This is a genomic window from Chitinophaga sp. YR573, from assembly GCF_900110995.1.
In the GTDB taxonomy this organism is placed as follows: domain Bacteria; phylum Bacteroidota; class Bacteroidia; order Chitinophagales; family Chitinophagaceae; genus Chitinophaga.
On the sequence record NZ_FOJF01000003.1, the window covers coordinates 625,106 to 649,999 of the forward strand.

Genomic DNA, 24,894 nt, shown 5'->3' on the forward strand with positions numbered 1-24,894 from the left:
CCCTCTGCATAGAGGATTCAACCATAATGCTGCAAAAGTAGATATTAATCTTATCAGATCCCTTAAAAAACAAAACAGCCAGACGGTTTCCCGCCGGCTGTCTGCTTTCCCCCTTTTTTCCTGTCCGGGTACAATCTTTAGAAAATATAGAAAATACTGCTCTGTATTACATTTGTTCTGAAATCGGTCTTTATATTGGAAGCGTTAAAATTACCTACTTTAGATATCCCTGCCACATATCTTGCGCCAATACCAAATCCGCTTTTTGTCTGATAGCCTATTCCACCTACACCTGCCAGATCCATCTTATTGGCAAACTCACCGAAAGAGTTACTGCCTACGTCTTCTTTTATACGAAAACCAGCCTGTGGTCCTGCTTCAATGTACAAACCAAAGTTGGTACGGTATTTTAAAACAAATGGTACCGTCATGTAGTAAACGTTGAGATTCTCTTTACCAAAAAGGGTATTGTCTTTTACTTTCGCTCCCTGTGAAGAAAGTAAGAACTCTTCCTGTACAGAAAAATTATCAGTAATCCTGAAGTTAACTAATGCTCCTGCATGAAAACCTACGATTCCTTCAGTAGCAAAACTGGCATTGGTGTAGTTACTGTAGTTGGCACCTGCTTTAAGACCAAAGCTGAGCCTTTGAAATAATCCCTGACTAAAACCATTGGTAGATGCAAACACAAGACAAATGAATAATAACTTTTTCATATTCTTATTTTATGAAATTATGGCCGCTCCCGACCGTATAAATATTTAACGGTACAAAGGTGGAAATTCTACAAGCACACCGGTAGTGGAAAATAAAGGAAACGGACAAAATGCGTTACGAAGCGTAGAAGGCCCGGGAGATCAAAATAGATGTGTTGCCTGAAAAAAAGAGTAATAGAATGCTTCGATGGGCGTTTTGTCCGTTTCATGTATTTGTATCCACTCCCGCATAGCAAATTCCCTAATTTCGAACGATGAAAATGAATAATCCATTCATAAAGGAATTAATCCGGTATTGCTGGTTTTTAGCGTTACTCTGCTGGGTATTAGCCTTCATGCTTATGAGTGTTTTCAAACTGTCTCCTAATCCGCCTTTGGTTTATTCCGCTTTTGTGGGGATACGTATATTCATACAGGGAATTGCCAATGTTTTTATACTGATCGCGCTGGAGAACCGGATTTCCAAAGAACAGGTGATGAGAAAAAGAATTATGCGATATATAGGTGGATATCTTTTCGCCATTATCTTCTTTGTAAGTACGTTTCCCATTGAAGACTATCTGACGCATAATAACTGGCATGAATGGAGACATCTGTCCAGTATAGCATCTGCTCTCCTTCAGGGAGCAATTAATAACAGTCTGGTCATCTTTACACAAAACCTCGTGATGCTACGTCAGGAAAAAGCAAACACTGATCTTGAAAATTCCAGGTTAAAAGCTGCGAATCTTGAATCAGTTAATCTGTTATTGAAACAACAAATACATCCGCATTTTCTTTTCAATGCTTTGAGCATGCTGAAAAGCCTTTACAAGTCGGACCTGAGAGCCGGAGAAGCCTATCTTACACACCTGGTAAACTTCCTGCGGGCATCACTGGCAGAACCACAATCCAGGGTTTCCCGTTTATCTGATGAGATAAAACTTTGTCGGGATTATGTGGAAATGCAGAAAATCCGTTTCGAAGATGCTTTAATCTGCACTATCAATATTCCTGACAGTATCCTTTCACACGGATTCGTGCCTTCGTTCTCTATTCAATCACTGATAGAGAATGCAATTAAACATAATGAAGTAACGGAATCATCTCCGCTGATGATCAAAGTTTATTACAGGAATAAACGTATCATTACAGAGAATAATCTGCAGGTCAGGAAATATATAGAGGGCCGTAGTGGTAAGGGTTTGATTAATCTTGTGGAAAGATATAAGATCCTGTCGGTGGATGAAGTAATAATCAACGAGTGCCCCAAAATGTTTTCTGTAAGTATTAAAGTTTTAAGCGATGAAATTAGTGATCATTGAAGATGAGAAAGTTACTGCCAGGGATTTAGCACAGACACTTGAACAGTTGTTCCCTCAGATAACGGTGGAGAAAGTACTTGGTACTGTTAAAGAGAGTATTAAGTACTTCATTGATGGTACTAATGCCGACCTGATTTTCTCCGATATACAACTGGGGGATGGACTGAGCTTTGAAATATTTGCACAGGTGGAATTGGATATACCTGTTATCTTCTGTACCGCTTACGACGAATACGCCCTGAATGCATTTAAAGCCAATGGGTTTGATTATATCCTGAAACCTTTCACCAATGAATCCGTAACGGCTGCCGTAAATAAGTACCTGACTTTCAGGGGAAAGATTGCAGAGAACGCATTACCCTATAAGGCGCTGGAGCAACTTTTTAATTCGAAGAAAACGACTGATCCGGGTGCTGTTTTAGTATATGAGAAAGATAAGATTTTACCTATAGCCATCAGTGATATTGTTTTCTTTTACCTGAAGAACGGCGTAGTAAGCCTTACCACATTTGATAAGAAGAATTACATCGTTAATAAAAATATGGAAGAACTGGGAAAGGTTACAGAGCCTTTGTTCTTCAGGGCTAACCGTCAGTTCCTTGTGAATAGAAAAGCTGTACTGGATGCTTCCAGTTATCTGTCCCGTAAAGTCTCTGTTTCTTTATCCGTACCTACTCCCGAAACGATTACTATCAGCAAAGAGAAGATCCCCCAGTTTCTCAAATGGCTGACACAGCCCTGATCATCTGGCTTAAAATATGGCCGCTTCGTTCTGCTAATTGGCTGTTTCGTATTACTTCCACTTATTTCATTACAAGGATATACTGACTTTTGATGCGCGAAAGGATCAGCGCTCAAAAATGATGAAATGAAAAGAAGTCTCTTATTATTGTTCTTACTGGCACCAGTCCTGCTCTATTCACAACAGAGATGGGAACTGAAAGCGTGCCTTACCTATGGCCTTCACAATCACCGGAGTGTAAAAATTTATCAGAATGAAAAACTGGCAGCAGAACAAAAAGCCAGGGAAGCTCTTGCAGACTACCTGCCCAGTGTAAACGGTACTGCCGGAATGGCTGATAACATCAAACCACAGGTAAGCGTTATTCCAGCCGGTTTATTCAGTCCTACGGATATTAAGGTCGCCTTTACCAAAAGGTATAGCACCACCACCCAGATAGAGCTGAATCAGCCCATTTTTGACCAGTCAGCGCTCATTGGGTTAAAGGCAGGGAAATATAACAAAGAAGTCGCAGAGCTGAAAGCCCAGAATAATGAAGAGACGCTGATCTACAATATAAGCACTGCTTATTACCAGGTCCACCTTTATCAGTTGCAGCTACAGTTGCTGCATGCCAATGAAGAAACTTACAAAGAACAACTGCGGATCTCCGAACTCGGAGTTCAAAAAGGAGTAACGGCAGAAGTAGATCTGAATAAGATCAAAGTGAATTATAATAATACTTTGTCCGATATCAATGTGGCTGAAAGTAATCTTGCACTGGTAAGTATGCAGCTGAAAAATGAGATGGGGTATCCTTTGGATGATACATTACTGATTGATTCCGTTTTTACAGCGGAATTACCAGCACCTCAGCCAGCAACACTGGACCCCTTCAAGGTATTTAACAGGGGAGATTACCTGTTGTCAGATGCGGAATTATCACTAAAAGGGATTAATGCCAGACAGCAGAAAGCAGCAAAATTACCAACACTTTCATTTTATGCCCGCTACGGTAGTAATGGATTTGGCGATAACGCATCACAGTCAATCAACTACCAGAATACATGGTCTGTTTTAGGGCTCACGCTGAAGGTGCCTTTGTTCAATGGATTTAAACATAATGCGCAGTATAAGCAGGCGCAATACGATTACCAGAATGCACAGGAATCTTTAAAACTGGATGCCGACAAATACAGGGTAGAATACGAAAATGCAAAAACAAAATTGCTGAAGGGAGATGAGAAACTGGCCAATGACAAGCGCAATATTGAACTGGCCAAACTTGTATTTGAAAGTACCAACCTGCAATATCAGAAAGGGGTAACAGACCTTACCGACTGGCTGAATGCACAGTATTCTCTGAAAGAGGCTCAGAATAATTATCTCAATTCCCTGTATACTTTCTATACAGCGAAGATAGATATGGAAAAGGCAAACGGCACCTTGAAAAAATATTATAATTCTTTATAAAAGCAGCATGAAAAAAATCATTATCACCGGCATCATTTTGCTGGTAATTGTCCTGATTATCTGGAAACTCGCAAGTAATAAAAAAGAAATCAATGCGCGGCAGCAAAGTGCCGACACTACTGAAATAGCTATCCCTGTAAGAGCTGCGCGTGCAGAAACAGATACTATTACGATCAACATTGAGAAAACGGGAAACATTTCTGCGTTTAAAGAAGCGAAAGTACTCTCTACTCAAAGTGGGATTATCACAAAGTTATACTTTGAATTAGGTACTAAAGTGGTACAGGGTAAATTATTAGCTGTGTCAGATAACAGCGCGGCATTAATAGACCTGCAAAAAGCCCATTTGAATGTAACCAAGTTATCCAATGACCTGGAAACGTACAAAGAATTACTGGAAGGAAAAGCTACGACTGCTCAGAAGGTAAAAGATCTGCAACAGCAGTATAATGATGCTGTTAGTCAGGAAAAACAAGCACTCAAACAGATACAGGATGCCAACATTGTAGCGCCTGTCAGTGGTATGATATCGACGAAAGATGTAGAAGCAGGTGTTTTTGTGAATGCAGGTGCACAGCTGGCTACTATCGTCAATACAGAAAAAGTGAAGGTACAGGTAAACCTTTCTGAAAATGAGATCTACCGTATCAAACAGGGGCAAACAGTAAAGATCTCCGCCAGTGTTTATCCGGACCATGACTTTAAAGGGCAGGTAACTTTTATCAGTCCGGGTGCAGATGATGCACGTAATTACCTGGTAGAAGTAACGCTCAGCAATAGCGGAGAATTTATACTACGTCCGGGAACGTTTGTGAAAACTGATTTCTTAGGCACTGTTAGCCGGGAGGCTATTTTAATACCAAGGGAAGCGGTTTCAGGGAACCTGGAAGCTGCTGCTGTATACCTTGTTAAAGGTACTCATGTTGAATTAAGAAAGATCAAAACCGGACAGGAAACCAACGGAAAGATTGAGGTGATCAATGGCCTTCAGGCAGGAGATCTAGTGGTGGTATCTGGTCAGATTAATTTGAAAGACGGGTCTGCCGTTAGCTTATCAAAATAAAATATGCTTCATGTCTATTAGTGAAATAGCCGTTAAACGGCCTTTGCTTATCGTTGTAATATTCACTGTATTGATTGTATTCGGAATACAGTGTTATACGAAATTAAATTATAACCTGCTGCCTAAAATTCAGGTGAATACGGTAACGGTAAGTACGGTTTATCCCGGTGCTGCTGTATCCGAAGTAGAAACGGCTGTAACAAAAAAACTGGAAGATATTTTATCCGCTGTGGAAGGGTTGGACCAGATCAATGCTACTTCTCAGCAAGGTGTATCGCAGATCACTATCACGTTGAAAAGTGATGCAAATATAGATGAGGCAGAACGTGCCATCCAGCGTAAGATTGATCAGTCGCAGAATGACTTGCCCCTAACGGCAGACAAGCCGATTGTGAAGAAGATCAACCTGGAAGAAACGCCTGTTGTAAAAGCCGGTGTTACAGGTAAAATAGATCCCAGGGAATTATATGAACTGGTAGATAAACAGATAAAGCCCGCATTGCAGAATGTAGCCGGCGTAGGACAATTAAATGTTATTGGTGGGGACCAAAGGCAGATACAGGTTAATATCGATCAGAATAAACTGAATTCATACAAGCTGGGCGTAGCCCAGTTGACACAGGCGATCGGAAATGCTAATCAGTCGTTCCCGGCAGGGAACATTGAAACAGCAGCACAACAGCTGTCTATTCACTACGATGCTAACATTGTATCTGTTAATGAACTGAAAAATCTGATCATTTACACGGATGATAAGGGCGGGAGTATTTACCTGAAAGATGTGGCCAGTATCAGCGATGCGACGGCAGATCCTACCGCTATCAATCATATCAATGGTATCCCGTCCATAGGTTTGCAGATCATCAAACAATCTGATGCCAATGCTGTGGATGTGAGTGCACGGGTAAAGGAAAGCTTTGCAGCATTGGAGCAGCAATATGCTGCTCAGGGTCTTAAGTTCTCTATATCAGCTGATCAGAGTACGTATACATTATCTGCTGCAAATGCAGTAATGGAAGATCTGGTGCTGGCTATCGTAATAGTGGGTATCGTCATGCTGGCCTTTCTCCATAGTTTCAGGAGCTCCATGTTCGTATTGATCGCATTGCCTTCTTCCATCATCCCTACTTTCATCGCCATGTACCTCTGTGGCTTTTCACTGAACCTGATGACATTGATGGCAATGTCGCTGGTAGTCGGTATCCTGGTGGATGATTCTATTGTGGTACTGGAGAATATCTACCGGCACTTAGAGATGGGGAAAGACAGAATGAATGCGGCACTGGAAGGACGTAGCGAGATAGGCTTCACAGCCCTGGCGATTACACTGGTGGATGTGGTGGTGTTCTTACCATTGGCATTATCCGGTGGTATCATTGGTAGTATTCTGAAAGAATTCTCACTGGTGGTGGTATTTTCTACCTTAATGAGCCTGTTTGTATCCTTTACTATTACACCTTTACTGGCAAGCCGTTTCGGGAAACTGGAACATCTGAGTAAAAACAGTATATGGGGTAAAATCAATCTTGGATTTGAAAGTTTTATTGATAGTATTAAGGATGGATATGCTATACTGTTAGCGGTTTTACTGAGGAAGAAAAGATGGCTGCTCTCAGGTGTAATCATATTGATCATAGGGTCCATTAGCTTGCTGGTGAAAGGTTTTATAGGAGCTACGTTTATTCCTAATATGGACCAGGCGCAGTTATTGATAAAACTGGAACTGGCGCCTGGCACATCGCTTTACCAGACTAACCTGGCCACACAAGAGGCGGAGAAGCTGGTCATGGCACATCCGGAAGTGATCAACGTATTTTCCAGTATAGGTTTTGTAACAGGAAGTGTAGCAGGTGCTTCAGGAAACAGTAACCAGGCAGAGATCTCTATCACACTGGTAGATAAAAAACACAGAAAGAAATCTGCGGATGACTATGGTGTGTTGTTGCAGCAGGAGCTCAGCAGAAAGGTGGCAGGCGTTAAAGTGAGTGCGGCTCCTGTTTCACTTTCTGGTGGTAGCAGTGGTGCACCCATACAGATCGCTATACAGGGTACGGATCCGGTTAAACTCCGTAGCGTGGCTAACCAGTGCCTTGATTTAGTGAGTACAGTGCCTGGTACCCAATCAGTAGAATTATCAGTAAAAGATCAGAAGCCGGAGATAGAGCTGAAAATAGACAGGGAAAAAATGATGATGCTGGGAGTAGATGCCCGGCAGGTAGGAGCAGCGCTGGAGAATAGTTTCAGTGGGAATGATCAAAGCAAATTCAGGGAGAAAGGGAATGAGTATACCATGCTTATCAGACTGGAAGCTGGTAGCAGGTCTAATATAGGGGACATCAGAAAGCTCACATTTGCGAGCAAATCAGGGGGGACATTTACTTTAGACCAGTTTGCTGAAGTACGTCAGGGATTAGGAGAGAGTGTATTACAGCGCAGAAACCGGGTAGGAACGATCACTGTCAATTCTAATGTCGCAGGCAGACCATCAGGTACTGTAGTGAGTGATATCAAGCTGAAACTGGCAACCGTCAAAATACCGGAAGGTATCAGCATAGAATATTTAGGGGATGCCAAGAATCAGAAGGATGCTTTCGGAAGTCTGGGAATTGCCCTGCTGACGGCGATCCTGCTGGTATACCTGATCATGGTGGCGTTGTACGAAAACGCGGTATATCCGTTTGTGGTGCTCTTTTCCATACCGGTAGCGCTGATAGGATCTTTGCTGGCACTGGCACTCACAATGGAAACACTGAATGTTTTCTCTATCATAGGTATCATCATGTTGCTGGGACTTGTATCCAAAAATGCAATATTGATAGTAGACTTTACCAATCACCTTAAATCTGAAGGGAAACCTGTAACAGAAGCACTGATTGAAGCAGGTAAGGAGCGTCTGAGACCTATTCTCATGACTACCCTGGCAATGATCTTTGGTATGCTGCCCATAGCAATGGCAGGCGGTGCCGGTTCTGAGATCAAAAACGGGATGGCATGGGTAATTATAGGCGGATTAACCAGTTCGATGATTCTCACATTGTTCGTAGTTCCGTCTATGTACCTGATTATAGATAAATTAATTCATCGCCGTAAGGCTTAAATTCTGAACGCACTATAACAGTGTGACAGTTGTAGGTTGAGCAATACACCGGTGCATTCCTGTACCGGTGTTCTCTTTTAACAGGTAATCCGGTTCCAGTCCTGGTAGATCTCCGGATTAACGATATGAGGTAACTTCGTACCCCCTAAGCCCGCAATCACGTTCTTAGCCGCAATAACGGACATCGCATTTCTTGTATCTACGGTAGCTGATCCTATATGCGGCAGAATGGCCACATTAGGCATGTTTAAGAGAGGATTGTCGGCGAACATAGGTTCCGGGTTGGTAACATCTAATCCGGCGCCCCAGATGGCCCCTGATTCCAAAGCGGCCCTAAGGTCCTCTTCATTATGAATAGCGCCCCGGGCAGTATTGATGAAAATGGAAGAAGGCTTCATTTTACTGAAAGCAGTCGTATTGAAGATGCCTTTTGTTTCCGCCGTTAAAGCCGTGTGTACAGATAATACATCACTCTGTTGCAGGAGTTCATCAAAAGAGACCTTTACTGCATTCAATGCTTTCTCAGCCTCTGCATTATGCTGACGGTTGTGATAGATCACTTTCATATTGTAAGCACCTGCACACTTCTTTGCCATCTCAAATCCTATCTTCCCCAATCCAAAAATCCCCAGTGTTTTACCATTCAGTTCAATACCAAGATCTGTAGTAGGATCAAAGAATTTCCATTCTCCTTTTAAGATCTTTTTGTGTACATAAAAGGCTTTACGGGAAGCTGCCAGCATTAATAAAAATGCGGTATCAGCAGTAGCGCCGCTTAATACTCCCGGGGTGTTACCGATAGGAATATTGAGACGTGTAGCTTCCGGAACATCAACGTTATCATAACCTACAGACAGTAATGCAATTACTTTCAGGTGTTTGCACTCATTTAAAAAGTGTGCGTTGATGTTGTTGGCACCGGAGCTTAGCAGCGCATCATGTTGTTGGCAGGCGTTGATTAACTCTTCAGGCGTAAGGTCTCGTTTTTCTGTCCATTGGGTGATGGTGATACCGGCATCCTGCAATAATTGCAGTCCGGCATCAGGAATAACTCTTGTAATAAATGCTTTCATGATCCGTTCGGTGGCACAATAATTATGCTGTTATTATCGTGCAGTTAAATTTTAGAAACAATATAAAGATCTTCTTTCTTTTTTGAACATATTTCATTATATTTGTTACCCTTCCTATTTATTAGGAAGGTGAGCAGTAAGGCGTATGTGTGTATGTAGGAGAAGCTGACAATGAGTTAATTGCGTAAATTATACCGTTTACAGTAAGTGATTTTTGGCAATAACGTTTTAATAGAATTAAGCCTTCTGATGCTCTCAGGAGGCTTTTGTATTTTTCAGACTTAAATAAAAGTGTATGTTGGAAATTGTAGAAGTTACAAAGGATGATGTAGCTGCATTGGATCAGGTAAAAGCACTTTTCCGTGAGTATGCCAACTGGCTGAGTGTAGACCTCAGCTTTCAGGGTTTTGAAGAAGAGTTAAGTAGTCTTCCTGAGCCAGCCTATGTTGCACCGGCAGGTGCTTTATTTCTTGCCAGAGTGGACGGATTACCCGCAGGTTGTGTAGGGGTACGTCATTTTGAAAACTCTACCTGTGAAATGAAAAGGTTATTTGTAAAGGATGCCTTTAAAGGACATGGAGTAGGAAAGGCGCTGGCTTCCAGAGCTGTGAAAGCAGGCCGTGAAATGGGTTACAAACGTATGTTGCTGGATACACTGGCTCATATGACACCTGCGATCGATCTGTATACCAGACTGGGATTTCAGCCGATTGCAGCGTATTACAATAACCCCATCAGCGATGCGGTGTATTTGTCAATGATGTTGCAGGAAGAAAGAGCAGTACCGGTGATTTAGTATTTCTTAATATACCCTCTTATTAATATTGATATCTTGTAATAACAGGATTGCCTTAACATCTTTGTGCTATCTGTATAAGAAGAAAAAAGCTCCCGTAGGAGCTTTTTATTTAGGTAATCTGTATCCGTTATGATATTGCGCTGCGAGCAGCTTATTCGCATCCGAATCATCGAACCTGTTTTTATCCGCATTCCAGTTCAGCTTTTTACCTGTTTTATAGGCAATGTTTCCCAACTGTGCTATGGTGGCTACATGTGCACCTGCCTGTATCGGTGTGTGCAGGTCTTCCAGCCTGCGTGATTTGATCACATCCAGGAAGTTGACAGCATGCAGGTCCAGTCCATTATCCACGGATAATTGTCTGGGTACAGCTTCCATTTTACCTTTCTCCGGAATTACTTCCCATCCGCCACGATCCAATACCAGTGTACCGTTGTTGCCGATAAAGGCAATGCCATGATCACGTCCATAAGGGCCGCCGTCTATGCCTATGGCATGTTCCCACTGGATGTTGAACCCGTCGAACTGGTAAACGGTGGTGAGTGTATCCGGTGTTTCTGCGGCATCATCCGGGTAGGCGAATTTGCCACCTGCTGCCATTACGGAAACAGGGTCTTCTGCTTTCATACCTAACAGTGCATAATCGAGGAGATGCACGCCCCAGTCGGTCATTAAGCCGCCTGCATAATCCCAGTACCAGCGGAAGTTGAAGTGAAAGCGGTTAGGGTTGAAGGGCCTTGTCTCGGCAGGTCCCAGCCAGCTTTTATAGTCAACGCCCGGCGGAGGAGTACCATCCGGTTGTTTAGGGATGGAATGCATCCAGCCCATATAGGCCCAGGCTTTCACCAGGCGTACCTGTCCCAGTTTACCGGAATGCACGAAGGCAACGGCATCCTGGAAGTGTTTCTGGCTGCGTTGCCACTGACCCACCTGTACTACACGTTTAGTGCGTTCCTGTGCGGCTACCATGGCCTTAATTTCAGCGATAGAGTTGCCGAGGGGTTTCTCTACATACACGTCTTTTCCGGCCGATACGGCGTCTGTCATTTGCAGACAATGCCAATGATCGGGAGTGCCGATGACTACCGCATCAATGTCTTTGTCTTCCAGTAATTTGCGGTAATCGCTGTACGCTTTTACAGCATAACCCCGCTGGGTAAGCTCTGCCACTCTTTTATCCAGCACGTTCTTATCAACATCACAGAGGGCTACGCATCTGGCAGCAGGATTTTTAAGGATGGCATTCAGGTCGCTCCAGCCCATCCCGTTGATACCGATAGCGGCAATGTTTAGACGGTCGCTGGGGGCCATTGCGCGAAGGGAAGAGGGAAGCGCGGATACCAGTCCTGCCCCGGCAACGATAGCGGAAGCAGAACGAATGAAGGTTCGTCTGGAGTTGTTCATACGTGTTATTTAATCGTGGAAGTAAAAAAGGGAACAGAAAGCCGTTGGGAGCTTTCTGTTCTTTTATCTGGATTTAAAACTCTTCGTTTTCTTCTTCTGTGCCTGTACCAAAATTCATCATGGTACCCAGCAGATCGCTGAAACGTGTTTCATTTTCTACAACTTTCTTGCTGATGAGGGAGTAGGAAGCAAGACCGTGTAATACGAATTCCATCAGCAATAACTGCTCTTTGTTGGCAGCGCCGGGGAATTTCGCTTTCACGAGTTCTTTCAGTCCTTCTACTTTTTTCAGAGAAGTTTCATATTGCTTATCGCTCACGTCCTGTAACAGCTGTACGGCATTGCCCTTATCGAACCATTGAATAACGGAGCGGTAAGGGTTTTCTGCGTTCGGGTTCTGTTTGCGTTTCTTGAAGGAGTCCGGGTTAGGGAAGTACTGGGCAAAGACACTGCGTATGGCTTTATCCAGCAGGTTCACGGCCACCTGTAATGGCCCTTCCTGTTCGCCTTCATATACGAGTTCTATTTTACCGGTGATAGCGGGGATGATACCCTGCAAGTCGGCAATACGAACATGTGTATCTTTTTCTTTGTTGATGATAGCCCTGCGTTCGCCGGCGCTCACTGCATTCTCGTAAGCAGCGATAGTCAGACGGGCAGAGACACCGCTCTTTTTGTCTACGTATTCGCTGTTACGGGCTTCAAAGGCCACCTGTTCTATCAGGCGTTTGATCATGTCGCTGATCTGTACATGCCGTTGTTCCTCATGTACGTTGGCTTCCTGTTCGGTGATGAGCAGGGAGTTTTCCACGTTCTTCGGATAGTGCGTGATGATCTGGCTTTCTATACGGTCTTTCAGTGGTGTTACGATGGAACCACGGTTGGTGTAATCTTCCGGGTTAGCGGTGAACACGAACAGGATATCCAGCGGCATCCTTACTTTAAAACCACGGATCTGTATATCACCTTCCTGGAGGATGTTGAACAGGGATACCTGTATACGGGCCTGCAGGTCGGGGAGTTCATTGATAACGAAGATCCCGCGGTTAGAGCGGGGGATGATACCGAAGTGGATCACCCTTTCATCTGCGTAATTAAGCTTGAGATTGGCAGCTTTGATAGGATCGATATCACCTACCAGGTCGGCCACGGAAACGTCCGGAGTGGCCAGCTTTTCGCCGTAACGGGCTTCTCTTGGTATCCAGGCGATGGGTGTTTTATCACCCAGTTGTGCTACCAGGTCGCGTGCGTAGCGGGACAGCGGATCAAACGGGCTGTCATTTACTTCGGAGCCTTCCACGATGGGAATGAATTCATCGAGTAAGCTAACCATTTGTCTGGCCATACGGGTCTTTGCCTGGCCGCGAAGCCCCAGGAAAAGAATATTATGACGGGAGAGGAGTGCTCTTTCCGTATCCGGGATAACAGTATCTTCATAACCGATGATCCCCGGGAAAGCATTCTCTTTATTTTGCAGTTTACTTACCAGGTTTTGCCTGATCTCTTCTTTTACGGATTTGGGTTTGTATCCACTCTTCTTTAACTCACCTAACGTTCTGATGTTATTCATATACAATTTTAAATAAATTATTACACTGTTTTCCTTTTCCCGTTTTCAAAGTCGAAGAAGAGAAATTGTCCCAGTTTGTCAAGGCCGGAAAAGAAGGCTTTTCCGTTGTTCGTTTCTGTAAATTCTGTTACAAACTTCTGTAACCACGGATCTGTGGCTACCATGAAGGTGGTGATAGGAATTTTCAGTTTTTTGCATTGGGCCGCGAGGTTGAGGGTGCGGTTAAGGATTTTGCGATCCAGTCCAAAGCTGTTTTTGTAATAGTCTTTACCGATTTTCAGGCAGGTAGGTTTCCCGTCTGTGATCATAAAGATCTGTTTGTTGGGATTACGGCGGCGTCTTAAAATATCCATGGCCAGTTCCAGTCCTGCTACAGTGTTGGTATGGTAAGGGCCTACCTGCAGATAGGGGAGATCTTTAATCTCTATCTGCCAGGCGTCGTTACCGAACACGATGATATCCAGCGTATCCTTGGGATAGCGGGTGGTGATCAGTTCACTCAGTGCCATGGCCACTTTTTTGGCGGGCGTGATGCGATCTTCCCCGTAGAGGATCATGGAGTGGGAGATGTCTATCATCAGGGCGGTGGACGTTTGTGTTTTAAAGTCCGTTTCCTGGATTTCGAGGTCGTCCTGACTGATATTAAAACTCTCTACTCCGTGATTGATCTGAGCATTCCTGATAGATGCGGTAATATCGATCTGTTCCAGGGCATCGCCGAACTGATATGGACGTGTATCTGCGTTCAGCTCATCTCCCTGTCCTGATTTACGGATATTGTGGTTACCGACGTTGGTCTTTTTTAATTTGCCGAAGATTTCTTCCAGGGCTTTTTTGCGGATATCCTGTTCTGTTTTGCCGGTGATCTGTATTTCACCTGTGCCTTCATTTTCTTTCAGGTATCCTTTTTCTTTTAATTCCTGTATGAAATCCCCGATCCCGTAGTCTTTGTCTGTAAGTTGGTACTCTTTGTCGAGTTCGGTGAGCCACTGCAGCGCTTCGCTAACGTCGCCGCTGGTGTAGGTAAGCAATTGAGTAAACACGTCCAGTAGCTTCTCAAATGGCGATTTTCCCTGCTCCTCGGGTTCAAATTTGGAAAAATGTATGCCTCTCATAATAGTTCTAAATTAATGAATTTAGTTGGGATGAGTGATAGTCCATGATCAATGGTAATAAGGAGGGATATAAAGTATTGATAATTATATAAATAAGTAACTTATTTGCTTTCTTCACTGAAAGCAGCTATTTTTCGCAAACGGTCTTTTCCTGATTATCAATTAAAAAAATATAGCAGATGATGAAACGAATTTTGTTAGCTGGCGCGATGATGGTGTCCACGTTAGGTTTTTCACAAGGTAAAGCAGACAAGCTTGGCTGGAAACTGGGCTCACAGGCATATACATTTAACAGGTTTACACTGGCTGAAGCACTGGATAAGATGGATAGCGTAGGCGTTCATTATGTGGAGTGTTATAACGGTCAGAAGATAGGTGGTGGTATTGAAGGTGTTTTCGAATGGAAGATGGATGCTGCAAAGCAGGCCAGGGTAAAGGCGCTTTTCAAGCAAAAGAATAAAGTGCTGGTAGCATATGGTGTGTTATCTCCTAATGATGAAAAGGAATGGGCAGATGTATTCAAATTTGCGAAAGCAATGGGTATAAAGGTAATAACTGCGGAGCCTAAACGCGAACATTGGGACCTGGTATCTAAATTATGTGATCAGTACCAGATTAAAGTGGCTATCCACGATCATCCGAAACCAAGTCATTACTGGCATCCTGACAGTGTGCTTGTAGCTATCAAAGGACGTAGTAAACTGATGGGTTCCTGCGCAGATATCGGGCATTGGGTACGTTCAGGACTGGACCCTGTTGAATGTCTGAAAATGCTGAAAGGCCATGTGTTACATTCTCATTTCAAAGACCTCAATGAAAAGTCTCCTGATGCACATGATGTTATCTGGGGAACAGGTGTTTCCAATATTTCCGGTGTACTGGCTGAGTTAAAAGCGCAGCATTTCCAGGGAATGTTCTCCGTAGAATATGAATATCATTGGGATAACAGTGTTCCTGAGGTGAAAGAATGTGTGAAGTACTGGTGGGCACAGGTGAATATGTTATAATACGCTGAAGATACCCGGAAAGGCTTCGGAAGATACATCTATTCCGTTCATCCTCCGTCTTTAACGGAAGATGAACGGAATAGATGTATCTTCCGAAGCCTTCTTGTTACTGTTCTGTTAGTCTTTATGTAAATCAAATTCAGTTTGAATGTTATTGGCAGATGTTATTGCTTATAAATACACTGCATCTGACTGTTTAGTTCTCTGATTTAGCTTTGGAATAAGGGTTGAGGATTTGTATTTCAATTTAACTTCACCTAATATTCACGTCAGATAAGGTGTATTTATAAGCAATAACATCTGGTGCGAAGATTATGTAATCCATCAATAAAAAAGCCCCGGTCGATATCCGACCGGGGCTTTTTTATCATTAGTTACTTTATTTGTTGGTAGTATCTTCTACTGTGCTGATAACCGGAGTTTGCTCCTGTACACCTTTACGTGTAGAATCACTGAAATCCTGTTTCATACGTCCCAGCAGGGAGATGAACTGTTCAGCCATCTGACCGTCATGTTGAAGGTCGTTGGTCATTTTGGATGCAGACAGCTGGCGGTAATAATTCAGCTGCTGGTTACAATCCTTGATGATCTTCTGTGCAATTTCATCTGCCTTTTTCTTATCACCAGCCAGGTAGTATGCGTATACAGTCTGCATAGAGCTGTAGTTATACATTTGTCCTGGTGTGGTCATAGCATAAGGGAAGGTATTTTCCAGCAGGTTTTTATCCGCTTTATTAAGAACGGTTAATGCTGAATCCTTCTTGTTGTCTATTGCCAGCGCAGTACCGAGACGGGTATAAGCGTTCCTTACGTATTGCAGCAGCTTACGGTTAGGTTCATCGAAGTAAGTGCCGTTAATATTAGCACCGCCAAATGAGAACTTATTCATAAGGTTGTTATACATCATTGGAACGTTCACATTCTTCTCAGCACCCATCGGATCGTTGCTTTCTTCTTTCTTCAGCGGCACCAGGCGGTAGGTAAGACCATCCATACGCAGATAGTCGTTGATACCCAGGTCTGTAGGGCTGGTAAAGTAGATAGGACGTTTCCAGTTGTTAGCGGTGATGATATCATATACTGCCAGGTCGTTCTTCAGCAGGTATTGTTTGCTGATCTGGAAAGGCAGTTGCGGTAAGATCCTTGCACTGTCGTGGATATCCACTACACCGCTATTGATAGCCTGAGCCACATCAACGGGGATGAACAGTTTCTGCGCAGGCAGGTAGTTCTGTTGTTCACCATCCTGGGTGGTCAGCTTGGCGCGTGGATCATCTGTACCCATGAAATCCATTACTTCTTTCAGGTTGTAGAACTTATCCTGCGGGAAGGTACCGGCGTCATAGAAACGGATGTAATTGCGTGTTTCACCACGGTATTTATCAGGTGTCCAGCTCATTGGTACTCCAGGGCTCTGGTTTACCATCTGGCGCTGCTGATCAATGTACCAGTCAACACCCAGTAAGCTGAGGTTGATAACACGAACGTCAGGGCGGACATTTTCCACTTCCTGGGCGTACCACAGCGGGTAAGTATCGTTATCACCTACGGTGAAGAGGATAGCGTTAGGAGCACAGGAGTTGAGGTAATCACTGGCCACGTCGCGGGCTACTGTTTTGGTAGAGCGGTCGTGGTCATCCCATTCCTGGAAGCCCATCAGTACCGGTACTGCCAGCAGGCATACCAATGTAGCGATAGGAGCAGCAACAGACAGTTTCGTTTTCTTCTTCAGGAACTCGTATACTGCCAGTACCCCGATGCCTATCCAGATGGCGTAAGCATAGAAGGAGCCAACGTATGCATAGTCACGTTCACGCGGCTGGTTACCTGCCTGGTTAAGGTACAGAACGATAGCGAAGCCGGTGAAGAAGAACAGCAGACCAGCGATCAGGGTATCCCTGCGATGGAATTTGTAGTGATATAACAAACCTATGATACCTAAGATGAAAGGTAACATGAAGAGTCTGTTATGTGCTTTATTATCTTTCAGACTATCAGGCATTGCTGACTGATCGCCATAGAAAATGTTATCGATGAAGTTGATACCGGTGATCCAGTTACCGTCACGTACGTTACCGTAACCCTGGGTATCGTTTTGTTTACCGGAGAAGTTCCACATAAAGTAGCGGAAGTACATGAAACCTACCTGGTATTGAACAAAGAATTTCACGTTATCTCCAAAAGAAGGACGTTCGCCCTGTTGTAAACCCAGGAAGTTGCGGTAGTAATCAGCATGCCCCTGATCGTTACTTCCATCCCAAACGCGGGGGAACAACATTTTATCTTCAGCAGCATATACCGGTTCCTGTTTCTTACCGGCTATTTCGTATTTGTCCTTACCACGGGCATATACGTTACCGGTTTCCTTGTATTCGGTAGGGTGTGCAGTGAACACCTGACCATAAATCAGCGGGAAATCACCGTATTGTTCACGGCCGAGGTAACCTACCAGGGAGATCGGGTTATCTACATTGTACATATCCACAGAAGGATTGGCAGTAGACCTCACCATGGTGGTAATGTAAGTAGAGTAACCGAGTAAGAGGAAGAGTACGGAGTAGATAGTGAGTTTGGTCATGTGCCATGCACCGGCTGTATCCAGTTTCACACCAAAGAGGCGCAGGAAATAAGGAACGAACAGTACGATAGCAGCTAATACCAGTTTCACGAATACTGTACCACCACCGTCGCCGTCATTGAAAGCCGGGATGATGATTACAGAGGCAACCAGGATCAGCGGAGCATAGATACCGAATTTGCGGTTCTTTAATCCGTAGAGCAGTATACCTATCAGTACGATAAAGTAGAAGGCAAAACCGGAGAAGAAAGGCATGCCCAGGGAGTTCTTGAAGAACACGTCCATGTAACCGGAAGACTTGATAGTATCCTGGATGATGAACTTCTGTACCATGCCGGTAACAGCACAACCTACCAGGAAGGCCCAGAAGGTACCCATTGGGGTAACTTTGTAACGTCTGAAATAATAGACCATTACAATAGACGGTATGGTGAGGAGGTTCAGTAAGTGTACTCCAATGGAGAGACCCATCAGGAAAGCGATGAGAATGATCCAGCGGTCCGCATAAGGCTCATCAGCCTCATGTTCCCATTTAAGGATGGCCCAGAATACAATAGCTGTGAAGAAGGAAGACATTGCGTATACTTCACCTTCAACAGCGGAGAACCAGAATGAATCGGAGAAAGTGTAAGCCAAGGCACCAACAGCACCGGCACCCATGATAGCGATCATTTTCTCGCCGGAGATGGGTTCACCGTTCTTTACCATCAGACGACGGGCAAAGTGAGTGATGGTCCAGAAAAGGAACAGAATAGTGAAGCCACTTGCGAGGGCAGACATTGCATTAACACCTAATGCAGCCTGTGATGGCTTCAGGAACATAGTAAATAATCTACCTAACAGCACAAACAGCGGCGCACCTGGCGGGTGAGGGACCTGTACTTTGTAGGCACTGGAAATGAACTCGCCGCAGTCCCACAAGCTGCCGGTAGCCTCCATAGTCATTAAATAGACAGTGCAGGCAATGATACAAATAACCCAACCCACAATGTTGTTGGTCCTTTTAAAATTCATAGAGATGTTTTAGGTCCGACAAAAATAGAAAAAGTGGCAAATTATGATAATTAAGGATAACAGTTTTAACTTTTTCTTTAATAAGTTATTTTTTAACTTTTTGCGGGATTTTCGTAAGTGATTGGTTTGGTCGATTATATATGTGCGTATAGAGTATGTTTTGGGGCGTCTGTAGGTTTTGTGGGGGTAAAAGAGGAGATACTCAAATGGGGGATTTATCCGAAGATAATCCTTACAGTCTGGTAAAAAGAGAGTTGCTGGTAGCCTGAATTGCTGGTAAGCTGATCGCGATGGAAGCCTTGCAGGCCAAAAAGGCCGGCAGCATTTCCTTTGTTGATGGCTACTTCGAGGTAACCGGCAGCATTAAACAGGGCCAGTTTATGTCCTTCGGGGACATCTGCATACGTTTCAGCTATCTGCGTAATTACTTCATCTCTGCGGAAAAAGATAGAGAACGGCCTGTTTTGGCGTTGTGCCTCAAATTGTTTGCGGGTGATGTTCACGACTACGTTCTCAAAGTTATCTATATGGATAATTTGTCCGTCTATATAATCCTGGCCGGTCATGGGTTGCAGGTTATTTTTAACGATGTAGTCTGTGGCTGGCTGGCCCAGTTCAGAGAGATCTTTTCCTTTTTGCAGTTCCTGGTAAGCTTCGGAGAAGCGTTTGATGATGCTGAAGGTATCTTTAGGCAGTTGTTTGTCTAGTGGTAGTTTTACGACTCTCACAGGCATTCCGTCTGCAATCATTGTAGTAAGACCGTTATCTGCACAGGCGATATACTGCCCGTTATGTTCTGCAAGCAGGACATAGTCTGCTTTACGGTCGAACAGGTTAATGAGAACGATATGAAATGTTTTGGGAGGGAAGTAGGCGAAAGCTCCTTTACAGATGTATGTAGCCTGTGGCAGGTTAAAAGGAGAGATCTGATGAGTAATGTCCATTACCTGCGCTCCGGGACAGTTTTGCCACAGCTGCCCTTTGATAGCGCCTACCAGGTAATCCTGTAATCCTATGTCAGATGTTAGTGTAATAATGGACATGCAAAGAAAAATTCCTAATACCCAAAAAGAATGCCATTGGGGGCTTGGTGTAAATATTACTGCAAAGAAAGATAAAATCTGCATGCAGCCGTGTTTCAGGCCGTAAATAATTGTTCAGATGTGAATAACTATAAAGTAGCTGAGGGTTAATGGGTTACGTATAAAAGCAGGACGCAGAACGCTTTATGAAGCGTTCTGCGTCCTGTAAAAGATTTATTTGGATAGGGAAGGAGGGGCTTATTGGGCGGGGATTGATGGGTATTTGTCCATATCCCGGTGCTTTGAATTCCCTATTTCAGTGGTGCTTTGATTAAACAGAAACCCATCCTGATTCTTTGGTAAACCCTTATTTCAGTGGGGAGCCCGGTTCTTTCTTGAAATGATTGAACACTAATCCGTCGGAAACACCTGGCAGCAGTTTGCTTAATAATACAGTCAGTTTACCCATGAAAGTCAGTACCAATGTGCGTTTACGTTTGGTAATTGCTTTGATGATCGCCTGTGCCACAGCTTCCGCGCTCATTAATTTGCCTTCATCCAGTGGAGTTTCGCCCTGCATCTTACCCTGTTCATTGAGAGCAGTGTTGCGTATATTGGAAGCCGTAAAGCCGGGGCATACCCACATTACGTTAATGCCTGTATGCAGATTTTCGGTGCGTAATGCTTCCATGAAACCCTGCATGGCAAACTTGGAGGCAGAATATCCTGTACGTCCTGGCAGACCTCTGTAACCAGCAATAGAAGACACACCTACGATGGTTCCTCCGGTAGCTAAAACTGCCGGTAAGGCATATTTGGTGCAATAAACGGTTCCCCAGAAATTGATGTCCATCAGTTGTTTAAGCACGGAAACATCGGCATCGTGGAATAATGCCCGCATGGAGATCCCGGCGTTATTGATGAGGATATCTATCTTACCGAACCGGTCTATGGCCTGTTCTATAAAGGATTTACAATCGGCTTCCACACTTACATCGGCTATATGTGTGTATAATGCGGAAGAGGATAGTTCCTGCTGTAAAGCCTGCAATGCGTCCTGTTTCCGGCCGCATACAGCTACTTTCGCACCTGCCTGGAGAAAAGCTATTGCTAACGCTTTACCAATACCGGATGTTCCACCGGTGATAACTACGACTTTGTTTTGCATTATGATTTTTTTGCATCACAAAAATAGGGGAGCAATTTGACTATTTGTAAAGTTGTTTGAAAAAAAGTTTCTAAAAACTTGGAGTAAATAAAATAATTCCTATTTTTGCACCCGCTTTGATAGAGAAGCGAATGATTCCGTAGCTCAGTTGGTAGAGCAATACACTTTTAATGTATGGGTCCTGGGTCCGAGTCCCAGCGGGATCACAGAAGGCTACTTAAGGTAGCCTTTTTTTATTCTCCACTACTAGAGTAGCTTTCACAAAAATCTGTAAAAACAACCGAAACTAGAGCATAAACCAAACTGAAAAATCGGTCTGGTCACAGCTAAGCCCAGTTCCCTACAGAACTTCACATCGGAAATGGTTCCATTCTTAACATTCTCAAACGTTGAAAATGAGTAGCACAAGACTCCTTTCATTAGCTTACGACGTTAACAGTTTATGGTACGTTAACTCGTTGTCAAGAAGGGTATCAAATAAATTGAAATCAATCTGTTAATTCGGTGTTAAGGAATTGAGTGAGCGGCTTATTTTCTAACTATTACATATAGTGTTTGTTTTGGTTTTGTGGACGTCCTATTTGCGAAAAAGTACCTTTAGCACTTCAAATAGGATTTTAATTATCTTTACACAGTTTCGCCTATACGGTGTTTTGTGAAAAGTGTTTGATTCTGAAGATTACATCAATCATGTGTTAGTATCATATTTTTATATGAAATCTTTGTTATTATAAGTTTATACTTGATTTAGTATTTTTAAAGTTAAATTGCATACTTTAAAATTCCCCGCGAATGGAAAGTTCCTCAATTACCTGCATTAATTGCAGCAAATCCTTACCGTTAAAAGCAAAGTTCTGTAGCCACTGTCTTGCGCAACTCCGGTGTAAGAAATGTAATGAACCCCTTGAAAAGGAGGCAATAGGTTGTATGGAATGTGGTACTCCTATTTTAAATAAAAGCACTACTGGACAGCCCCAGCAGTCCAACACGATCACTTTTACTGAGACACAGACAGAAAGAACCTTTCAGGCAAGTTTCTCTGATGCAGTTGGAAAAGATTTAACGGGTATTGCGCGTGATATCATGAATGCAAAGCACATGGGAATTCCATCTATACTGCAGCCTTTACTACCTGCAAATGGAGCTGAAGAGGCAGAATATCAGGAAATAAACCCAGCACCAAATGTTAGTGATCTTCCCCCGAACTATAGTCCAAATGCTGTTGAAACAGTTGCCACTAGTGCTATTGCTCCAAGGAAGGAAGACGAGTATCCTTCTTTGATGACAGTTGCTATGCGCCGTTTACCATCTACGGAAACAGAATGGGTAGTTTTGTATGGTTTTTTCGCGTCTGGGTTTGGAAAAAAGATGTTTACACGTCACGACTTGATCACCTTGTATGAAGAAACAAAAAGGAAGTCTACAGATAAAACAAATGCCTTAACCAGTAATATCAAGGCAGCTGTTCAGAGCGGGAAATTTAATGCTTTTACCGACGGAGAATATTGCATAATGGATCCGGGTATTGAGCTTGCTAAAGAAATAATGACAAGAACCAAAGCCAGTCCACTACCTGGAAAAAGCAAGCAGAGTAAGGAGGAGAAAGGTGAAGGAGAGGATGCTAGCGCAGCTTCTGGTAAAGGAAAAAGGGGAGCTAAATCTACGGATAAAAGTAAGCGCTTGGCTGAAATAGATTTTTATCCTACTGGCAAAGACAGCCTGAAAGCATATTTTGACAAGTTTGATACCAAGAGCGATTTTGAAAAAGTGTTAGTCTTTGTTTCATATTTCACTGAGATTTTGAAAACGGGAGGCATTACTTATGATCATATTTATTCCTGTTTTGATGAACGGGGCTTAAAAATCCCGATTAACGTCGCACAAACAACCCGAAATACAGCAAGCGCAAAAAAGTGGATTAATACAACAGATTCTAAAAATATTACGGTAACAACTGCCGGCAAAAACAAACTAAGACATTGGAATAATGACTGACGAGACTCTCGAAAATTTTATTTCTAAGATCCCTAATTTTACCAGCTTATCTTCCGCTGCAAAGATGGATTTTTTTGTTTACTACCTGACTGTCGTTAAACACTCGTTAGGTACGACAGCAGCCGCAATTAATGAGTGCTTCTCTGAGCTCAGGTATGATCGGTATTCAAACATTCCTGCGTATCTGAAAAAGCATGCGACAAAGGCACGTAATGTAAAACGGAAATTTATACAAGAAGAATCGCAGTATCATTTAGAACGTGGATACCAAGCGGAACTTGAAAAACAGATCGGTATGGTTCCTTCTCCACCTGCTACAAATGATTATTTTCCATTGGCTATTTTTGACAATACGCGCAGCCATCTAGTTAAAATTGCAACACAAGGATGCAAATGTTATGACAACGGGCTGTATGATGCATGTGCTGTCATGACCAGAAAGTTGTTGGAAGTATTGATAATTGAGACTTTTGAGCGACATAAGCTCGAATCGAAAATAAAAGATGGTAGGGGTAATTTCTTTTACCTCAGTGATCTGATAGATACTTTACTTGCGGAAACCACTTGGACAATCGGACGAAATGCTCGGGCTGCAATACCATCACTTAAAAAAATGGGAGATCAGAGCGCACATAATCGCCGTTACTTTACACAGAAAGCTGATATAGAAAAGATAAAGGATGACTTGCGTGTCGTGCTGGATGAATTGGTGCACCTAATAGATTACCCGACTTGGAATAAGGAACTTTCAGCTGCCAAACCATGATTGGCTTATAAAATATGATCGTTTATGAACAGACAATATTTATATACTGCCATTTGGGAGAAGGTCTTATCTGATATGCTTGATATACTTGAAGTACTGCCATTCTACGGATCAATAGCATTGCCAGCTAGTGACTTCGAAAAAGTAGGTGAGCGTAATGATTATAGCTTTAATCTGCAAATTGATCATGGGCAGGTAACAAACGATATTACTCGTTCTGCAGTTGCCAGGGATTTAGCAGATGTGTTTTTGAATAATATAAGAGCCAGCATTTTTGCCTATAATAAAAATATAAACATAAAGTTGGACAAGAATTTTACTCTGCATTTATCAGCAATGAAGTAACAAATGAGCTCTATTAACCAGATTGCCTTTGTTAACTGTCTGCGATGTATTTAATTATCCTAAAGCTGTAAAATAGCAGTAATATTCCAGGCTTACAATAATTATTCGGGTACTTAAATAATTAACTTCCGTCTACATTACTTTTCACACTTATCATTAAAACATTTATGCCAATGAATTTTTACTTTTCTCATAATTAAAAATTGTTAATATGTATATTATAGTGAGATATACTAATAATTTAAACATAACGAAAACTGAAATAGATGAAATAGTCAAGCTTTCAAAAACGTATGGACGCTTAGATATAAAAAACGTGGAGGTATTAGATCTAGTGCATTAGACATCGTAATTTTATTAGAATTTAGTATTGTATCTAGAATTGGAAAAATAATTAGAGATGCATACTTAAAGAGGCTAGTGGATAGAAACTATATTAAGAGTTTGGGAGAGAACACAAGAAAGCGTGCTTCATCCTCCTTATCAGCCATCACCAATTACATTAGTGCGTTTTAAAAAGTTTTTATAAGTGAAAAGTAAGAACTGAACAAGCTGTTGCTCTTATTGAGCAGTCTAAAATTATTCGATGTATGTCATTTTAAACGAATATAGATCACCCCAAAAGCTTGTAGATAGTTTGGTGGAAGCTTTGGCCAAGCTTTGT

General features: G+C 42.9%; 18 protein-coding genes and 1 tRNA gene. 11 read left to right on the top strand and 8 right to left on the bottom strand.

Annotated elements, in window-relative coordinates:
• Positions 1-137 precede the first annotated feature (137 nt).
• Positions 138-716: a porin family protein gene (locus tag BMW86_RS28985; protein ID WP_089786884.1), complete on the bottom strand. Its 579-nt coding sequence runs from the start codon at positions 714-716 to the stop codon at positions 138-140.
• Positions 717-1,057: 341 nt separating this feature from the next.
• Between BMW86_RS28985 and BMW86_RS28990 the strand changes: the two genes are divergently transcribed.
• The 5 genes from BMW86_RS28990 to BMW86_RS29010 all read left to right on the top strand — a co-directional run bounded on the left by BMW86_RS28990 (position 1,058) and on the right by BMW86_RS29010 (position 8,374).
• Positions 1,058-2,020, top strand: coding sequence for a sensor histidine kinase (locus BMW86_RS28990; protein WP_177189431.1), 963 nt, complete (start codon positions 1,058-1,060; stop codon positions 2,018-2,020).
• The gene (locus BMW86_RS28995; RefSeq protein ID WP_089786888.1) at positions 2,001-2,762 is read left to right on the top strand and encodes a LytR/AlgR family response regulator transcription factor; all 762 of its coding nucleotides are present in this window, start codon (positions 2,001-2,003) and stop codon (positions 2,760-2,762) included. The genes BMW86_RS28990 and BMW86_RS28995 overlap by 20 nt, the downstream gene beginning before the upstream one ends.
• Positions 2,763-2,888: 126 nt before the next feature.
• Positions 2,889-4,214: a TolC family protein gene (locus BMW86_RS29000; RefSeq protein WP_089786890.1), complete on the top strand. Its 1,326-nt coding sequence runs from the start codon at positions 2,889-2,891 to the stop codon at positions 4,212-4,214.
• A gap of 7 nt (positions 4,215-4,221) precedes the next feature.
• Entirely contained in the window at positions 4,222-5,277 is a 1,056-nt protein-coding gene (locus BMW86_RS29005; protein WP_089786892.1) for an efflux RND transporter periplasmic adaptor subunit, read from the top strand.
• A 10-nt stretch (positions 5,278-5,287) separates the two neighbouring features.
• Entirely contained in the window at positions 5,288-8,374 is a 3,087-nt protein-coding gene (locus tag BMW86_RS29010) for an efflux RND transporter permease subunit (protein WP_089786893.1), read from the top strand.
• Positions 8,375-8,451: 77 nt separating this feature from the next.
• On the opposite strand, the gene BMW86_RS29015 is transcribed toward BMW86_RS29010, so the two are convergent.
• A complete protein-coding gene (locus BMW86_RS29015) occupies positions 8,452-9,447 on the bottom strand; it encodes a 2-hydroxyacid dehydrogenase (RefSeq protein ID WP_089786896.1) in 996 nt (331 codons plus the stop codon).
• A 295-nt stretch (positions 9,448-9,742) separates the two neighbouring features.
• Between BMW86_RS29015 and BMW86_RS29020 the strand changes: the two genes are divergently transcribed.
• The gene (locus BMW86_RS29020; protein ID WP_089786898.1) at positions 9,743-10,243 is read left to right on the top strand and encodes a GNAT family N-acetyltransferase; all 501 of its coding nucleotides are present in this window, start codon (positions 9,743-9,745) and stop codon (positions 10,241-10,243) included.
• A 108-nt stretch (positions 10,244-10,351) separates the two neighbouring features.
• On the opposite strand, the gene BMW86_RS29025 is transcribed toward BMW86_RS29020, so the two are convergent.
• The 3 genes from BMW86_RS29025 to BMW86_RS29035 all read right to left on the bottom strand — a co-directional run bounded on the left by BMW86_RS29025 (position 10,352) and on the right by BMW86_RS29035 (position 14,335).
• On the bottom strand, positions 10,352-11,650 hold the full coding sequence (locus BMW86_RS29025; protein WP_089786900.1) for a Gfo/Idh/MocA family protein: 1,299 nt from the start codon (positions 11,648-11,650) through the stop codon (positions 10,352-10,354).
• Positions 11,651-11,723: 73 nt separating this feature from the next.
• Positions 11,724-13,220: a sigma 54-interacting transcriptional regulator gene (locus tag BMW86_RS29030; RefSeq protein ID WP_089786902.1), complete on the bottom strand. Its 1,497-nt coding sequence runs from the start codon at positions 13,218-13,220 to the stop codon at positions 11,724-11,726.
• Between the two features lie 20 nt (positions 13,221-13,240).
• Positions 13,241-14,335 (bottom strand): vWA domain-containing protein, encoded by a 1,095-nt coding sequence (locus BMW86_RS29035; RefSeq protein ID WP_089786904.1) that lies wholly within the window; start codon positions 14,333-14,335, stop codon positions 13,241-13,243.
• Between the two features lie 179 nt (positions 14,336-14,514).
• Here BMW86_RS29035 and BMW86_RS29040 point away from each other — a divergent pair, with 179 nt between their 5' ends.
• Positions 14,515-15,342: a sugar phosphate isomerase/epimerase family protein gene (locus tag BMW86_RS29040; RefSeq protein ID WP_218149251.1), complete on the top strand. Its 828-nt coding sequence runs from the start codon at positions 14,515-14,517 to the stop codon at positions 15,340-15,342.
• A 379-nt stretch (positions 15,343-15,721) separates the two neighbouring features.
• On the opposite strand, the gene BMW86_RS29045 is transcribed toward BMW86_RS29040, so the two are convergent.
• From BMW86_RS29045 to BMW86_RS29055, 3 genes are all read right to left on the bottom strand, one after another.
• Complete coding sequence (locus tag BMW86_RS29045) at positions 15,722-18,934, bottom strand: glycosyltransferase family 117 protein (RefSeq protein WP_089786908.1); 3,213 nt, start codon at positions 18,932-18,934, stop codon at positions 15,722-15,724.
• A 215-nt stretch (positions 18,935-19,149) separates the two neighbouring features.
• Positions 19,150-19,977 (bottom strand): SAM hydrolase/SAM-dependent halogenase family protein, encoded by an 828-nt coding sequence (locus BMW86_RS29050; RefSeq protein ID WP_089788225.1) that lies wholly within the window; start codon positions 19,975-19,977, stop codon positions 19,150-19,152.
• A 346-nt stretch (positions 19,978-20,323) separates the two neighbouring features.
• On the bottom strand, positions 20,324-21,124 hold the full coding sequence (locus BMW86_RS29055) for an SDR family oxidoreductase (protein ID WP_089786911.1): 801 nt from the start codon (positions 21,122-21,124) through the stop codon (positions 20,324-20,326).
• A 133-nt stretch (positions 21,125-21,257) separates the two neighbouring features.
• Here BMW86_RS29055 and BMW86_RS29060 point away from each other — a divergent pair.
• From BMW86_RS29060 to BMW86_RS29075, 4 genes are all read left to right on the top strand, one after another.
• Positions 21,258-21,330 (top strand) — tRNA-Lys (locus BMW86_RS29060).
• 586 nt (positions 21,331-21,916) lie between these two features.
• Positions 21,917-23,119, top strand: coding sequence for a zinc ribbon domain-containing protein (locus BMW86_RS29065; protein ID WP_143056727.1), 1,203 nt, complete (start codon positions 21,917-21,919; stop codon positions 23,117-23,119).
• On the top strand, positions 23,112-23,885 hold the full coding sequence (locus BMW86_RS33085) for a DUF4145 domain-containing protein (protein ID WP_218149252.1): 774 nt from the start codon (positions 23,112-23,114) through the stop codon (positions 23,883-23,885). Before BMW86_RS29065 ends, BMW86_RS33085 begins: the two co-directional genes overlap by 8 nt.
• 24 nt (positions 23,886-23,909) lie before the next feature.
• Positions 23,910-24,230 carry a hypothetical protein gene (locus BMW86_RS29075; RefSeq protein ID WP_089786916.1) on the top strand — a complete coding sequence of 107 codons (321 nt, stop codon included), beginning with the start codon at positions 23,910-23,912 and terminating at the stop codon, positions 24,228-24,230.
• Positions 24,231-24,894 lie beyond the last annotated feature (664 nt).